The 15,611-nt window shown below is 70.7% G+C and carries 11 protein-coding genes and 1 pseudogene; 7 read left to right on the top strand and 5 right to left on the bottom strand.

The window, feature by feature from the left end; translation table 11 throughout:
- Positions 1–27 precede the first annotated feature (27 nt).
- Positions 28–1,536 (top strand): SPFH domain-containing protein, encoded by a 1,509-nt coding sequence (locus tag ACGFIB_RS07200; protein WP_357258640.1) that lies wholly within the window; start codon positions 28–30, stop codon positions 1,534–1,536.
- Positions 1,537–1,656: 120 nt separating this feature from the next.
- Here the strand turns inward: ACGFIB_RS07200 and ACGFIB_RS07195 are convergent, their stop codons facing one another.
- Entirely contained in the window at positions 1,657–2,499 is an 843-nt protein-coding gene (locus ACGFIB_RS07195; RefSeq protein ID WP_189104859.1) for a helix-turn-helix transcriptional regulator, read from the bottom strand.
- A gap of 201 nt (positions 2,500–2,700) precedes the next feature.
- On the opposite strand from ACGFIB_RS07195, the gene ACGFIB_RS07190 reads away from it, so the two are divergent.
- The gene (locus tag ACGFIB_RS07190; protein WP_393369220.1) at positions 2,701–3,732 is read left to right on the top strand and encodes an aldo/keto reductase; all 1,032 of its coding nucleotides are present in this window, start codon (positions 2,701–2,703) and stop codon (positions 3,730–3,732) included.
- Positions 3,733–3,754: 22 nt separating this feature from the next.
- Here the strand turns inward: ACGFIB_RS07190 and ACGFIB_RS07185 are convergent, their stop codons facing one another.
- The 3 genes from ACGFIB_RS07185 to ACGFIB_RS07175 form a co-directional block, all read right to left on the bottom strand.
- Positions 3,755–5,287: an MDR family MFS transporter gene (locus ACGFIB_RS07185; protein ID WP_393369217.1), complete on the bottom strand. Its 1,533-nt coding sequence runs from the start codon at positions 5,285–5,287 to the stop codon at positions 3,755–3,757.
- A 118-nt stretch (positions 5,288–5,405) separates the two neighbouring features.
- A complete protein-coding gene (locus ACGFIB_RS07180; RefSeq protein ID WP_142567804.1) occupies positions 5,406–7,484 on the bottom strand; it encodes a glycosyltransferase family protein in 2,079 nt (692 codons plus the stop codon).
- A 67-nt stretch (positions 7,485–7,551) separates the two neighbouring features.
- Complete coding sequence (locus ACGFIB_RS07175; protein WP_357241574.1) at positions 7,552–7,719, bottom strand: type 2 periplasmic-binding domain-containing protein; 168 nt, start codon at positions 7,717–7,719, stop codon at positions 7,552–7,554.
- On the opposite strand from ACGFIB_RS07175, the pseudogene ACGFIB_RS07170 reads away from it, so the two are divergent.
- Positions 7,713–7,847 (top strand): annotated as a pseudogene (locus tag ACGFIB_RS07170) (carboxymuconolactone decarboxylase family protein); the annotation flags it as partial. The gene ACGFIB_RS07175 and the pseudogene ACGFIB_RS07170 overlap by 7 nt on opposite strands.
- 114 nt (positions 7,848–7,961) lie before the next feature.
- Here the strand turns inward: ACGFIB_RS07170 and wecB are convergent.
- Positions 7,962–9,089, bottom strand: coding sequence for a non-hydrolyzing UDP-N-acetylglucosamine 2-epimerase (gene wecB, locus ACGFIB_RS07165; protein WP_357241577.1), 1,128 nt, complete (start codon positions 9,087–9,089; stop codon positions 7,962–7,964).
- A gap of 222 nt (positions 9,090–9,311) precedes the next feature.
- Here wecB and ACGFIB_RS07160 point away from each other — a divergent pair, with 222 nt between their 5' ends.
- The 4 genes from ACGFIB_RS07160 (at position 9,312) to ACGFIB_RS07145 (ending at position 15,409) form a co-directional block, all read left to right on the top strand.
- The gene (locus tag ACGFIB_RS07160; protein WP_393369212.1) at positions 9,312–10,979 is read left to right on the top strand and encodes a glycosyltransferase family 4 protein; all 1,668 of its coding nucleotides are present in this window, start codon (positions 9,312–9,314) and stop codon (positions 10,977–10,979) included.
- 110 nt (positions 10,980–11,089) lie between these two features.
- On the top strand, positions 11,090–12,352 hold the full coding sequence (locus ACGFIB_RS07155) for a nucleotide sugar dehydrogenase (protein WP_142567800.1): 1,263 nt from the start codon (positions 11,090–11,092) through the stop codon (positions 12,350–12,352).
- A gap of 14 nt (positions 12,353–12,366) precedes the next feature.
- Positions 12,367–13,455 (top strand): glycosyltransferase, encoded by a 1,089-nt coding sequence (locus tag ACGFIB_RS07150; RefSeq protein ID WP_189104858.1) that lies wholly within the window; start codon positions 12,367–12,369, stop codon positions 13,453–13,455.
- Positions 13,456–13,582: 127 nt separating this feature from the next.
- The gene (locus ACGFIB_RS07145; RefSeq protein ID WP_357241583.1) at positions 13,583–15,409 is read left to right on the top strand and encodes a DUF4434 domain-containing protein; all 1,827 of its coding nucleotides are present in this window, start codon (positions 13,583–13,585) and stop codon (positions 15,407–15,409) included.
- Positions 15,410–15,611: the final 202 nt, after the last annotated feature.

Below are 15,611 nucleotides of genomic sequence, written 5' to 3'. Positions count from 1 at the left end.
CCTTCCCCCCACTACACGGAGGCTCCCATGTCAACGGAGATCCTGGTCGTGGGCGGTGTGGCCGTCGTCGCCGTCATCGTCCTCATCCTTCTGTTCAAGGCCATCTGGCGGGTGGCCGAGCCCAACGAGGCGCTGATCATCTCGGGTCTCGGCGCCCACACGAAGAACGAGCTCGCCGACAGCCTCGGCTTCAAGATCGTGACGGGCAAGGGCACCGCCGTGCTGCCCGGCTTCCAGACCGCCCGGCGGCTGCGGCTCGACAGCCGGGCCACGAACCTCCAGGTCAACTGCGTGACCCAGCAGGGCATCCCGGTCCAGGTGCGCGGCGTGATCATCTACAAGGTGGGCGACGACTTCACCAGCATCGCGAACGCCGCCCGGCGCTTCCTCGACCAGCAGGACTCGATGAACGGCGCCATCCACGAGCTGTTCACCGGCCACCTGCGCTCGATCATCGGCAACCTGACCGTCGAGGACCTCATCCTCAACCGCGAGCGGCTCACCAGCGAAACCCGCAGCTCCGCGGCCGACGAGATGAGCAAGCTCGGCCTGGTGGTCGACTCGCTGCAGATCCAGGAGATCGAGGACGAGACCGGCTACATCACGAACCTGGGCAAGCCGCACGCCGCGAAGATCGCCGCGGCGGCCCGCATCGCCGAGGCGCAGCGCGACCAGGAGGCCACCGAGGCCGAGCAGGTCGCGGCCGCCAAGAAGGCCTCCGCCATCCGCGAGTCGCAGATCCAGCAGGCCGGCTACCAGGCGGAGGTGGACCAGGCGTCGGCCAAGGCCCGGCAGGCCGGCCCGCTGTCCGAGGCCACCGCGCGCCAGGAGGTCGTCGTCCAGGAGACGAGGGCCGCGGAGCTGGAGGCCCAGCTGGCCGAGCAGCGGCTCCAGTCGCAGGTTCGCAAGCCCGCCGACGCCAAGGCGTACGAGACCGTCACGCTGTCGCAGGCCGAGCGCGACGCGCGCATCGCCCAGGCCGAGGCGGAGGCCAGGGAGACCGAGCTGCGCGCCACCGCCCAGGCGTCCCAGGTGAAGCAGGCGGCCGCGGCCGACGCCGAGTCGGTGCGGGTGCGCGGCGAGGCCGCCGCGGCGGCGACCAAGGCCACCGGTCTGGGCGAGGCGGAGGCCGCCAAGGCGCGGGGTCTCGCGGAGGCCGAGGCGGCCAAGGCGAAGGGTCTGGCCGAAGCCGAGGCGGCCAAGGCCAAGGGCCTGGCCGAGGCCGAGGCGATCAGGGCTCGCTCGGAGGCGCTGCGGGAGAACCAGGAGGCGGTCATCGCCCAGCAGCTCGCCGAGAACTGGCCGCAGATCGTGGAGGCCGGCGCGAAGGCGTTCGGCAACGTCGACCACATGGTGGTGCTCAACGGCGCCCAGGGCATCGAGGAGATGCTGGCGAAGGCGCTCACGCTGGGCGGCACCGGGCTGGGGCTGGCCCGCTCGCTGCTGGCCGGCGGCACCCCCGCCGCGGCAGGTGACGGCGCGAGCGTCAACGGCGCCGAGCCCCCCACGAAGAACGCCATCGACGCCGCCTCCTGACCGGGCACGCGTTCGTCCCCGTCGTCCGGGCGGGGACGAACGTCTCGTGCATGGCGAACCCATCCGCCGACGAGATCGTCGAGATCCACGCAGCGGACGTCGCCCCTGCGGCTCGGCGGTTCAGCCGCGGATCAGGTCCTGGAGGCCGACCACGCGCAGCAGCTCCAGCCGCTCGTAGGACTCGCTGCCCGGGCGCGCGGTGTAGACGATCAACCGCTGGTCGTGCTCCGGGCTCAGCATCACCTCGCAGTCCAGCTCTAGCAGGCCGACGACCGGATGCTGGAAGCGCTTGACGTCGGCGCGCCGCACGGCGACGTCGTGGGCGTCCCACAGCGCCGCGAACTCCTCGCTGCGGGCCCGGAGCCGGCGTACGAGCCCTGCCAGCCGCGCGTCGTCCGGGCGGCGGGCGGATGCGGCGCGCAGATCCGCCACCGCCGTGCGGGCGGCGTGGTCACGGTCCTCGGCCGGGAAGAGCTCCCGCGCGGACGGGTCGGTGAAGTAGCGCCAGATGATGTTGCGCTCCGCCTCGGGGCGGGCGGACGCGTCACCGTGAAGTGCCTTGTCCATCGAATTCTGCGCGAGGACGTCGCCGCGGTCGTTCACCACCTGGGCGGGCGTGTCGATCAGCCGGTCGAGGATGAGCAGCAGGCCGGGCCGGACGTGATCCGTGGCCGACCGGTCCCGCGGCGGCTCCTCGCCGGCCAGGTGGAAGAGGTGGTCCCGTTCGTCGCCGGTCAGCCGCAGCGCGCGGGCGACTGCGGCGAGCATCTGGCGGGACGGGTGTGAGCCCCTGGCCTGTTCGAGCCGTGTGTAGTGGTCGGTGGACATGCCCGCCAGCTGCGCGACCTCCTCGCGGCGCAGTCCCGGGGTGCGCCGCCGCGCGCCGTGCGACAGCCCCACGTCGGCAGGGGCGACTCGGGCACGGCAGTGACGCAGGAAGTCGGCCAGTTCGGTTCTGTCCACACCCTTCACCATGCCCTTCACCATGCCCCGGAGCGCCGGACGTTGCCAGGGACGGCCTGTCCCCGGATAAGGGCGTCTCTCCCGCCGGCGCCCGCACCGCCGGAGGCTGGGAGCCGGCTCGGCGGACCGGCGGCGCCCTCGCGGGGGCCGGCGGGACGAGCACCGACGCCACGATGCCCGGATTGTTTGACGAAGGAAGGCATGGTTCGCATGCAGTACCGCACGCTCGGCCGCACCGGTATCAAGGTCAGCTCCTATGGGCTCGGCGCATTGATGTTCGCCACGTCCATCGGCAACTCCGATCCCGACGACTCGGCCCGCATCATCCACAAGGCGCTGGACGCCGGGATCAACCTCATCGACACCGCCGACGTCTACGGCGACTCCGAAGAGGTCGTCGGCAGGGCGCTCAAGGGGCGGCGGGACAACGTCGTGCTCGCGACCAAGGTGAGCCGCCCCATCGGTGACGATCCCAATCAGCAGGGCGCCTCGCGGCGCTGGATCATGACCGCGGTCGAGAACTCGCTGCGCCGCCTGCGGACCGACCACATCGACCTCTACCAGATCCACCGGCCGGACCCCGCCACGGACGTCGAGGAGACGCTCTCCGCGCTCTCGGACCTGATGCACAGCGGGAAGGTCCGCGCGATCGGGACGTCCGCCATGCCGGCGTCCGACATCGTCGAGGCCCAGTGGGTCGCCGAGCGGCGCGGCCTGGAGCGGTTCCGCACCGATCAGCCGCCGTATTCGCTGCTCAACCGCGGCATCGAACGCGAGGTGCTGCCGGCCGCGCAGCGCTACGGAATGGGCACGCTCGTGTGGGGCCCGCTCGGGCAGGGACTGCTCACCGGGCAGGTCCGCAAGGGACGGCAGAACGAGCTCCGCCGCGCCGGCCTCCTCAAGCACGTCAACGACGAGCACCGCATCGAGGTCGTCGAGCGGTTCATCTCGCTCGCCGAGGAGGCGGGTCTCCCGCTGACCCACCTCGCCATGGCTTTCGCCATCGCTCATCCCGGCGTGACCAGCGCCATCGCCGGGCCGCGCACGATGAGCCACCTCGACGACCTGCTCGCGGGCGTCGACGTCGCGCTGACCGACGACATCCTCGACCGGATCGACGCGATCGTCCCGCCCGGCACCGACGTCGGCACGCTCGACCAGGCGTACGTGCCGCCGGCTCTCCAGCAGGTGAGCCTGCGCCGCCGCCCCCTCGGCGAACGCGCGGCCGCCTGACATCTGCGCTGGGAGCGCTCGGTCAGTCGAAGGTCAGCTCGGTCGTACGGCGGGGCATGAGCAGCAGCGCGGCGACGCTGAGCACGGCCACGACGACGAGCGCGACGAAGATGTGGTGGACCGCGTCGTACAGCGCGCCCCGGACGAAGGACGCGGCGGCCGAATGGGCCGCCGCCCCCTGGGCCTTCAGCACCAGGCTGGTGGCGTCGAGGCTGTCCGGCAGCCGTCCCGCGACGTCGGCGGGCGGGTGGGCGAAGCGGTCCGACAGCGTCGCGTTGGAGATGGCGCCGAGCACCGCGGCCCCGACCGTGCTGCCGAGCGAGCGGCAGAACATGTTGGTCGCGGTGACCACGCCGCGGCGTTCCCAGCCGACGACCGACTGCACGGCGACCATCGTCGGGCTGGCCGACAGCCCGAGGCCGACGCCGACGACGAAACAGGCGGCCGCGACCTGCCAGATCATCGCGTGCTGCCCGAGCAGCGCGCACAGCACGGTGCCGGCCACCACCACGACGATGCCGATCAGCGCTGTGTCGCGGAACCCGATGCGCATGTAGAAACGGCCGGAGAACGTCGCGGCGAGGGGCCAGCCCACGGTGAGCGCGGCCAGGGCGAAGCCCGCCACCAGCGCGCCGGTGCCCAGCACGCCCTGCGCGTACGTCGGGACGTACGAGGTGAGCCCGATGGTGAGGGCGCCGATGCCGAGGGAGGTCAGGTTGCCGCCGGTCAGCGTGCGGCGGCGGAACACCCACAGGGGCAGCACCGGCTCGGCCGCGCGGCGCTCCACGAGCACGAAGGCGGCGATCAGGAGGAGGCCCGCCGCGAAGATCAGCAGGCTGGGCGCCGAGTTCCAGTCCCAGGCGACGCCGCCCTCCAGCAGGCCGAGGATGAGCAGCGAGGAGCCGCCGGTGAGCAGTGCGGCGCCTGTGTAGTCGATCCGGTGGGAGCCCCGCTTCACCTGCTCCTTGAAGCGCCGGGCGAGCATCCAGGTGGCCAACGCGCCGAGCGGCAGGTTGATGAAGAAGATCCAGCGCCAGGAGACGTACTCGGCGAACACGCCGCCGAGGGTCGGGCCGACCACCGCGGAGATGCCCCACACACTGGCGAGGTAGCCCTGGACGCGGGCCCGCTCCTCGACCGTGTACAGGTCGCCGGCCATCGTCATGCTGATCGGCTGCACCGCCCCGGCCCCGATGCCCTGGATCGCGCGGAAGGCGATCAGCGCGGGCATGCTCCAGGCCACCCCGCACAGCACCGAGCCGATCAGGAACGCCGCGATGCCGAAGAACATGACCGGCTTGCGCCCGAACACGTCGGCGAGTTTGCCGTAGATGGGCACGGTCACGGCCTGCGTGAGCAGGTAGATCGAGAACAGCCAGGGAAACTGGGCGAACCCGCCGAGGTCGGTGACGACGGACGGCACCGCGGTGGCGATGATCGTGCTGTCCAGCGCCACCAGAGCGGTGCAGAGCATGATGGCGGCGAGCACGGGGCCGCGCTCGGACCGCAGCCCGATGCCTTTCGATGCCGTCGTCGCGGTCGACTTCGTGGTCACGTGAGGGGCTCCCCTGTCCGGCGTGCACGTACACGGGACCCGCCCGCCCGAAGGCTGGAGGGTCCCGGAACAGGGCAACCGCCGCACCGCCCGGGACATTCCGGGCGGTATGACGATTTCAGATGAGAACGTGCGCCTCGGGGTTGCCGGCGAAGCAGAACTGCGCGTTGCGGGTCAGTTTGTAGTCCGCCGCCTGCCAGGTGTGGGCGGTGGCGTCCGAGCCGCGCATGTAGATGAAGTTGTACCGGTCGGCCGAGTAGATCCGGACGCCCTCTTCCTTGCAGCGCCGCACGAGCCGGGTGTCCTCACCCGCGTTGACCGGCTCGAACGGGAACGCCCGCAGCAGGTCGGCACTGGCCAGGATCGTCGCCCCCTGGATGAGGTGGGCGTAGCGGTGCTCCAGCCCGGGCAGGCGGAAGATCGTGACGTCCTTGTCGGGGAAGTACGTGTAGTGCGCGCCCTTGCCGACCATCTCGGCGTCGGCGTAGTCGAAGGAGCGGACCAGGTCCGACAGGTAGTGCTCGCCGTAGATGTTGTCGTCGTCCATCTTGGAGATCAGCTCGCCCTCGGCGTGGGCGATGCCGTGGTTGAGCACCTCGCCCAGCGTCCAGGACGGGTCGGCGGTCAGCACCTTCACGGCCGGGATGCCCGCCGCGAGGGCCTTGTCGCGCACGACCGCCGGGTCCTCCGACAGACCGTGCATGACCAGCACGAGCTCCAGGTTGCGGTGCCGCTGCCGCGCGACCTGGCTGATCGCGTGTTCGAGCTGGCCGGCCCGGTTGGTCGGCAGCACCACGGAGATCGACCGCGACCGCGTGACGACCGGCAGGCCGAGGTCACCGAGGATCTGGTCGACCCGGTGGGAGAACAGGTGCTTGTCGAACACCTCGCGCATCGCCAGGTGGCCCTGGCGTGCCCGCAGCTCGGGGCTGTTGATCAGATAGATCGCCCGGTTGTACGCCTCCTCCTGAGAGTGCGCGACCGGGATGAGCGGGCCGAACGTCTCCTCGATGGCCCTCGACCATCCCGACAGCACCGTGGTCGAGCAGGCCGACAGCTCGAAGACCCGGCGCGCGCACATGGTCGGCGAGTCGATCACCGAGTTCACGTTGAGGAAGACCTTGTACATCTTGTACGCGGCCAGCATCTGCTCGTACGGCAGCTCGCCGACGATGTGGGGGCGATACTCCTCGGGCCAGGCGTACTTGTCGGCCACCGAGGCGTTCCGGGCGTAGATGTGCAGGCCGAGCGGGCGCACGGGCGCGAGGATCGTCTCCATCTGCTCGCGCCGCTCGGGGTGCTTGTCGCGGAAGTACATCCCCGCGAAGACCACGTCGTACGGCCGGCCCTGCTTGGTCTGGATCGGGTTGTGGATCCGGGGCTGGGCGGCGAACTGCAGCACGCCGACACGGTCATGACCCAGCGTCTCGCGATATTTCGGGATCATGTCGCCGTCGCACGTGTACACGTAGTCGAACAGCTTGGCCGTGTCGATGAAGAAGTCGAAGTTGGGCGGGTCCTCCTTGTTCCAGAAGACCGTGGGGATGCCCTCCTCGCGGCACCAGGCGATCAGGTCGCGCAGCTCCTGCTTCGGCGCGTTGGTCCCGGTCATCTGGAAGCGCCAGCGGCCCTGGTTGCCGTGCCAGGCCGACTCGCAGAACAGCATCTCGGGACGCTTCTCCGCGAAGATCTCGCGCCAGTCCTGCAGCCCGAACTCGATCTGGTCCCATTCGTACCTGAACGCCATGCGGGAGAAGTCGTCGAGGATCACCGCGACCCGCATGTCCGGCCGGACGATCGGGCCGTCGGGCCACTTGAGACCGGGGATCTTGACCTCGGGGCCCCGCGCCTCGGCGGCGGCGGCGACCTCGATCGCGGAGGGCGGCGCCTTCGGCGCCTTCCTGCCGTCCTTCATCGCCTTGCCGAGGTCGCGCGGCAGCCGGACGATCTTCTTGGGCTTCGACGCGTTCGTCAGCACCTGCGCGACCCGGTAGGGCTTCTGGGTCTGGGTGGCCTGGAGCCTCCAGAGGGCGTAGTCCGCACGGGCCTCCTGGTAGGCGAGCCGGTTCTCCAGGTCGCGGATCCGCTGCTCGTACTGCTCGACGTGCTTGCGCTCCTCGGGAAGCCAGTTCACCGGCCCCAGCCGCTGGAAACGCGGGCCTTCCGAGGCCTCAGGAGTCTCGTCGGTCTCAGCCATGCCTCTCCCCCTTACGGACATGCCATCGTAAAGGGGCTGCGGAGACCTTTGTGTCGATATAGGGGTTTCAATCGACCGAGCCGGCGGGGTCGCTCGTGGCGAGGGTGATCAGCACCGAGCGGAAGCGCTCGACGAGGGGATTCCCGTCGTTCGTCCGCCAGACCACGTGGAGGGTCGTGGAGGTGCCCTCCAGAGGGCGGGCGCGAACACCGACGCGGCGGATCCGAGCTGTCACCGCGAGACCGGCAGCTCGTCACCCTCGGCGTCCTGACGGCCCTCGGGGGCTGCGAGATCGAGCTCGACGTGCACGTCAACACCGCGCTGAACGTGGGCCTCACCGCCACCGAGATCGCCGAGGCACTCCTGCACTCGGCGGTCTACGCGGGCATGCCGAGGGCGATCAACGCCACGCTGGTGGCGAAGAAGGTCTTCGCCGAGCGCGGTCTTCCCCCGTTCAGAACCTGTCCTGAGAGCCGGCTAGCGCAGGACGCCCTTGGCGGCGGGGGAGAGGCTGTCGCCGCGGAGCCAGGCCTCGATGACGCGGGCGATCCGCGGCCCGGCGGCGCCGTCCCACAGCGGCGGCAGCTCGCCGCTCGGCGTGGCCGCGCCGTCCGCGAGCGCCTTGGACGCCGCGGCGGGGAGCGAGGCGGGAGTGACGAGCCGGTTGGTGCCGTGGGTCACGGTGATCGGCCGCTCGGTGTTGGGCCGGACGGTCAGGCACGGGACGCCCAGCATGGTCGTCTCCTCCTGGACGCCGCCGGAATCGGTCACCACCAGGGCGGCGCCGCGCACCAGGGACAGGAAGTCCACGTAGCCGAGCGGGTCCACGATCTTCAGATTCGGTCGGTCCACGAGCCCGGCGTCGGCCAGCCGCTGCCGGCCGCGCGGGTGCAGCGGGACGACGACCGGCACCTGCTCGGCCACCCCGAGCACGGCGTCGACCAGTTCGCGGGCCGCCTCCGGGTCGTCCACGTTCGCCGGACGGTGCAGCGTTGCCACGGCGTACCTGCCGTCGATGCCCAGGCGCTCCGCGACGGGCGCCGGGTCGAGCTTCGGCAGCGCGGCGAACAGGCTGTCGATCATCGGGTTGCCGACGAGGTGCACCTTCGCCGGGTCCACGCCCTCGTTGGCCAGGTGCGACAGCGCCTCCGGGGAGGTCGCGAACAGCAGGTCCGACAACGCGTCGGTGACGACCCGGTTGACCTCCTCCGGCATCTCCCGGTCGAAGGAGCGCAGGCCCGCCTCGACGTGCGCGGTCGGCACGTGCAGCTTGGCGCAGACGAGGATCGCCGCGAGCGTCGAGTTCACGTCGCCGTACACCACCACGAGCGCCGGGCGGTGTTCGAGCACGACGTCCTCCAGCCCCGTGAGCAGGGCGGCCGTCTGCCGGGCGTGGGTGCCGCTGCCGACGCCGAGGTTCGCGACCGGCTCCGGCAGGCCCAGATCGGCGAAGAACACGTCCGACATCAGCGCGTCATAGTGCTGGCCGGTGTGGATGATGCCCTGCCGGATACCGAGCTCGGCCAGCCCCCTGACGACCGGGGCCGCCTTGACGAAGTTGGGCCGGGCTCCCAGTACGTGCAGGACGAGGGGGTTGTCTCTCATCTACCTCGCCTTTCATCTTTTCTCCGACCTGGGTCGTGCTCAAAAGCCATGCCCTACTGCGCGCGGCCCAGATGGCGCCTCGCCGCGTTGTCGTCGTCGCCCATAGCTCCGCTATGGGCTCCTCCTCCGCCTTGCGATGCATCCATCTGGATCCGCGCTCGCGACGGGCAGCGCGTTTTCGCACGCCCTGGGCCAAACGTTTGCCTATGGTACGGTCGCGCCGTGGAAACCGAGGCCAACAAGCCCGTGAAGGTCGTGTCCGCCGCGTCCGCGAAGGCCGGCCTCGGCGGCTTCCTCCGGGGGTTCGCGAGGAACCCCGTCCTCGTCTCCCGGATCTTCGTGAGCAAGGTCAAGTCCGACCCGATGCGGGTCGCGCAGGCCGCCGCCGACGCGATACCTCCCGGGGTGCGCCCGGTCGTCGGACGCGTCGCCTGGCCCGCGGCCCGGTTCGTCAAGGTCAGGACCCGCAAGATCCTGCAGCGTGCGGCCAAGGGCCCGCTGCGGGACGCCAAGGCCCACTTCGAGGCCGGCCGGATGTCGGACGCGGTCAGCGTGCTCCAGCCGCAATCCCGATGGCCGTTCGTCCGCCGGAGGATGGCCTACTACGAGGGTGAGAAGGCCGCGCTCGGACCGAACCCGATCCCGCCCAAGCCGAAGATCATCATGGGTGAGCGGACGCCGGGCCGGGTGCTGCACATGGTCACCAACGCCCTGCCGTACACGCAGGCGGGTTACACCGTGCGCACCCACCGCATCGTCACCGCCCAGAAGGCGGCCGGGCTCGACCCCCACGTCGTGACGAGCTGGGGCTGGCCCATGCTCCAGGGGCACACCGACGCCGAGCCGTACGAGGAGATCGACGGCATCCCCTACTACCGGCTGCTGCCCAAGGGCGAGATGCCGTTCGAGAGCCAGGGGCGGATGATCCGCGGTGCCGCGGACGTCTCCGAGCTGGTCAGAACCCTCCGTCCGCAGGTCCTGCACGCGGCGACCGACCACCGCAACGGCTCGGTCGCGCTCGCCGTGCGCGAGCGGACGAACACGCCCTTCGTGTACGAGGTGCGCGGCTTCCTGGAGGAGACCTGGGTCTCCCGCGACCCCGCCAGGAACGGCAGCGAGCGGCACAGACTGCAGCGTGAGCGCGAGGCGCAGATCATGCGCGAGGCCGACGCGGTCGTGACGCTCGCCGAGACGATGGCCACCGAGATCATGGAGCGCGGCGTGCCCAGGGAGCGCATCTTCCTCGCGCCCAACGCCGTGGACGACTCCCTGCTGACCGCCGACTACGACGGCGAGGCGTTCCGCGACCGGTTCGGGATCGGCCGGGACGAGATCGTCGTGGGCTCGGTGTCGAGCATCGTCGGTTATGAGGGCTTCGCCACACTGCTGGACGCCGCCGCGCTGCTGCGCGACGCCGGATCTTCGGTGAAGGTCCTGCTGGTCGGAGACGGGGCCGAGCGGCCCGCGCTGCTCGAACAGGTCGAACGGCTCGGCCTGAAGGAGGCGATCCTGCCCGGCCGGGTGGGCCCGGACGAGGCGTTGCAGGCGCAGGCGGCCATCGACATCTTCGTCTGCCCGCGTGAGGACCTGCGGGTGTGCCGCCTCGTCACGCCGCTGAAGCCGGTCGAGGCGATGGCGCTCGGCAAGCCGGTCGTGCTGAGCGACCTGCCCGCGCTCTCGGAGCTCGTCGGCGGTGAGGGCGCCGGTCTGCTGGTGCCGCCCGGCGATCCGGCCGCGCTGGCCGAGGGGATCGCCGCGCTGCGCGACGATCCGGAGCGCCGCCGGCTGATGGGCGAGGCCGGTAAGGCCGAGGTCGCCGCCCACAGGACCTGGAGCAGTCTGGCCCGCACGTACCAAGGGATCTACCGGTCCTTGACCGAAAGCCGATAAACAGCGGAAAGTCGGATGTGTTGCATCAGGCATGCTTGGTTCCGAGTTGAGATAGCCTTTGCCACCATGAAGTGTTGTTTCCGCCCTCAGGTTCCGCCCAAGGCCGCATCGTGACAGCCTTCGATCTCACGATCATCGGGCTGGGATACGTGGGCATGCCGCTGGCCAAGGAGGCCACGGCGGCGGGCCTGCGAGTAGCCGGTCTGGACGTCGACCCCCGCAAGGTCGAGGCACTGAACGCCGGCCGCTCCTACATCGACGACCTGACCGACGCCGACCTCGACGCGATGCTCACCGGCGGCTTCACCGCCACGCTGGACGCGTCCGTGCTGGCGAGGTCGCGCACGATCGTCATCTGCGTCCCGACGCCTCTGGACGAGGACCACCGTCCGGACCTGTCGGCTGTCGAGGGCGCCACCCGGACCGTCGCGGAGCACCTCCAGGCGGGCACGCTCGTCGTGCTGGAGTCCACCACGTGGCCCGGCACCACGGACGAGCTGGCGCGGCCGATCCTGGAGCAGTCCGGCCTGGTGGCCGGCGAGGACTTCCACCTGGCGTTCTCGCCGGAGCGGATCGACCCGGGCAACCCCAAGTTCGGCCTGCGCAACACCCCCAAGGTCGTCGGCGGATTCACCCCCGCATGCAAGGAGCGGGCCGCCGCCTTCTACGCGCAGTTCGTCGAGCGGGTCGTGCCGGTCAGCGGCACCCGCGAGGCGGAGATGGCCAAGCTGCTGGAGAACACCTACCGGCACGTCAACATCGCCCTGGTCAACGAGATGGCGATCTTCTGCGACGAGCTCGGCGTGAACCTGTGGGAGGCCATAGAGGCCGCCTCCACCAAGCCCTTCGGCTTCCAGAAGTTCCTGCCGGGCCCCGGCGTCGGCGGGCACTGCATCCCCGTCGACCCGTCGTACCTGTCCTACACGGTGCGCAAGCTCGGCTATCCCTTCCGGTTCGTGGAGCTGGCCCAGGAGATCAACGAGCGGATGCCGTCGTACGTGGTGGCCCGCGTGCAGCGGCTGCTCAACCGGGCCCGCAAGCCCGTGAACGGCTCGCGCGTGCTGCTCCTCGGTGTGACGTACAAGCCGGACATCGCCGACGAGCGGGAGACACCGGCCATCCCCGTGGCCGAGGCGCTCCTGGAACTGGGCGCCGACCTGTCCTTCTGCGATCCGTACGTGAAGGAGTGGGCGGTCGAGGGCACGCAGATCCCCCGCGAGGAGGACTTGGCCGAGGCCGTGGCCGCCGCCGACGTGGTGGTCCTGCTCCAGCAGCATTCGGCCTTCGACCTCGATGTCGTGGAGGAGCGAGCCCCTCTCGTCCTGGACACTCGCGGCGTGCTGGCCACGAGCGAACGCGTCGAGCGGTTGTAGGAAGGGTTTCGCGCGTGCACGTGCTCGTCATGACGGTGGTGCATCACCCCGAGGACGCCCGGATCCTGCACCGGCAGATTCGGGCGCTCGTCGACGCCGGTCATGAGGTCACGTACGCCGCGCCGTACTCGGCGCGGGGAGTCGTGCCGCGTTCGTGGGTGACGGGTGTGGATCTCCCCAGGGCCGCCGAGCGACGCCGCCTGGCGGCGGTGCGGGCGGCCCGCAAGCTCTTCAAGAGCATGCGCGGCAAGGTCGACCTGGCCCTTATCCACGACCCCGAGCTGCTGTTCGCGGTCGCCGGGGTGCGCCGTCGCCCGCCGGTCGTCTGGGACGTCCACGAGGACACCCCCGCGACGCTGTCGCTCAAGCCGTGGCTGCCGGCGTTCCTGCGCCCGCCGATGCGCTTCCTCGCCCGGCTCCTCGAAACCACCGCCGAGCGCCGGCTGCACCTGCTGCTGGCCGAGACGGCGTACGCGGGCCGGTTCAGGCAGCAGCACCTCGTGGTGCCGAACGAGACATGGGTGCCCGACCGGGTCAGCCCGCCCGGCGACGACCGCGTCGTCTACCTCGGCTGGCTCTCGGAGGCCCGGGGAGTCCAGGAGGCCGTCGAGGTGGCCCGCCTGCTCCAGCCGCACCGGGTGGCCGTGGAGCTCATCGGCTACGCCGACCCCCAGAGCCGCCCCCTGCTGAACGAGGCCGTCGCCCAGGGCGTGCTGGAGTGGCGCGACTTCATGCCGAACGACGAGGCGCTCAAGCGGCTCGACGGCGCGCTCGCCGGGCTGTCGCTGCTGCACGACGAGCCCAACTACCGCCACTCGATGCCCACGAAGATCGTGGAGTACATGGCGCACGGCATCCCGGTCATCACCACCCCCTCGCCGCGCGCCGTGGAGCTCGTGGAGCGCTACCAGTGCGGCCTGGTCGTCCCCTGGCAGAACCCCCAGGCGGTGGCGCGGGCGGTGCTCCAGCTCAGGGACAACCCCTTCGAGCGGATCGGCACCGGTGGGCGCGGCTACGCCGCCGCGCGGGCGAACCACCACTGGCCCAACTCCGCACGCCGGTTCGTCACCCAGTTAGAGGCGTGGGCGGGCGTCAAGAGCTGACCGCTCAGGAGCTGAACGCGCGGTGAACACTACGGCGGGCGGCTCGCGACACCGGCCCGGCAGCGCGCACATCCGGGTAGTCTGGGGCGGCAAGATCATTTGAACGACGGGCGGTAGTGTCCTGAAAGTGCGCTGGCTCACTCTGGTCCTGGGCGTGGCGATTCTCGCCGGCGTCGCATCGGTGGTGATCGTGTTCCGCGACGGGAGCATGGGCTCCGGGAACGCCAGCGCCGGGCAGACCGCCCCCTCGACTCCCGTGATCGGGTCGCCGACGCACAGCGAGTTCACCGACCCCTGCGGGACCTTCGACACCGCGGCGACCACGCCGTACGCCGTGAGCGGCTACTGGCTGATCCCGACCTCAGATCCCTGCACCTGGCGGAGCCAGCTGCAGGCCATCCACCGCCTCGGAGGGGACACGGTCGTCCGCCTCGGCTTCGGCCTGTCGGCGCGCGAGACCGACGACGAGGGCCAGGTCCTTGAGGCGTCGACTCCCGAGGGCAAGGAGCCCAAGCCCGACGCCAGGTACGCCCGCTGCGTCGAGAACGGGCTGTCCTGCATGAAGGCGGCGGAAAAGGAGCTTCAGGCGGCCAACGCGGGCAACAGCATCACGAGGACGTACGTCTACCGCACCGACGAGCGGTTCGGCCCCGGCATCTTCCGCTGCCCGCAGATGGAGCACGAGGTCGTCGTGGGGGACGACGTCTTCTTCCGGCTCCTCGCGCCCGAGGACGGCTCAGACGACCCCACGTGCGACTTCACCCGCGAGGGGCGCGGCTACCACCTGATCCTCGTGTCGGCGGGCGCCAAGGACAGCCTCAGCGAACTGCTCGACCTCGGCGACCGGTTCGGCATCAAGGTCTTTCCCGCCCTGCCGCTCGCGCCGCGCGACCCCGAGGAGTCCACCCGGGCCGACCCCCGCCACATCGGCACGCTCACCACGCTGACCCGGCGGATCCTGCAGGACTACGGTGACCGCTTCAAGGGCCGCGAGTCGCTGGGCGGCGTCTACCAGCCGTTCGAGCTGCAGTTGCGGGACTGGCCCGACCCGAGCAAGGTCCAGACGCTCCAGGTGTACGCCGAGCAGCACCTGATCGTCGAACAGGAACTGCCCGACAAGCCGATCCTGGTGAGCCCGTACATCGACAGCCGCAGACGGGTGAAGTACACCTCCACGCCCAGCCAGGTGGCCCGGGGCTTCAAGGCCCTCGCGCGCACCGGAGTGGAGATCATCGCGCCGCAGGACGGCCGGGGCACGGGCAAGGTCGGCCTGTTCTGGCCCAACTGGAAGAACAAGCCGGTAGACGACAGCCTCAAGCCGGTCGTCGGGGAGAGCACGTACGCCACGGCCTACTACGGCAGCACCCGCGACTACTACCGCGCGATGTCGCAGGCCCGTCAGGAGCTGGTCCAGGAGGGCGTCCAGGTGGACTTGTGGGCCAACGTCGAGGCGTTCGAGCCGTCCACCTCGACGGAGAACTGCGGCCGCCAGGGCACTCGCGGGCGTACCGACAAGCCCAGGCTGGACACGCAGGTGACGCTCGCCGCGCCGTACGTGTCGAAGATCATCTCGTACATGTGGAGCGACTTCTTCACCTGTGGCTCGCCGTCGCTGTCGCAGGAGATCGCGGCGGACTGGGACCGCCCGATCCCGATCGAGGCGCAGCGGCGCGCGCGGCAGATCCAGGACGGCCTGGAGGTGCGCGGCTACCACGTCGGCTCGGCCAAGGTCACGCTGAGCTGGCCGGGCCTGGACACGCCGCGGGTCGTCGACTCGGCCACGGTCGGCTGGCACGACACCACACCGATCCAGGGGCTGCCGGCGGGCACGGAGAAGATCTGGATCCCGGTGGACTGGGCCACGGTCCCCGACGACGTCTGGATAAAGGTGGAGGTGACCTCCGCCGACGGGAGGAAGTCCGCCGAGCCGGTCTACTACCACAACACCGGCTGACCGCCTTCCGGCCGAGCCGGCCGGTTCCCCGGCCCGTCCCCCTGCCGCGCCGAGGTGCGCGATGAGCACGGCCCGCAGGCGCTGCGGTGGGTCCGTGCCGGAGGCGCGCGATGAGCACGGCCCGGCAATGTGCGCGCAAGGAGCGGACAAGGACCGGACAAGGCCGCGGCGGGGCGCGTGCGTGGCCGGCCCCGCCCGCTGA

It is taken from the genome of Microbispora bryophytorum (assembly GCF_043197435.1).
GTDB lineage: Bacteria > Actinomycetota > Actinomycetes > Streptosporangiales > Streptosporangiaceae > Microbispora > Microbispora bryophytorum.
The sequence above is the reverse complement of the archived record's forward strand: the minus strand, read 5'-3'. Positions and strand labels throughout refer to the sequence as shown.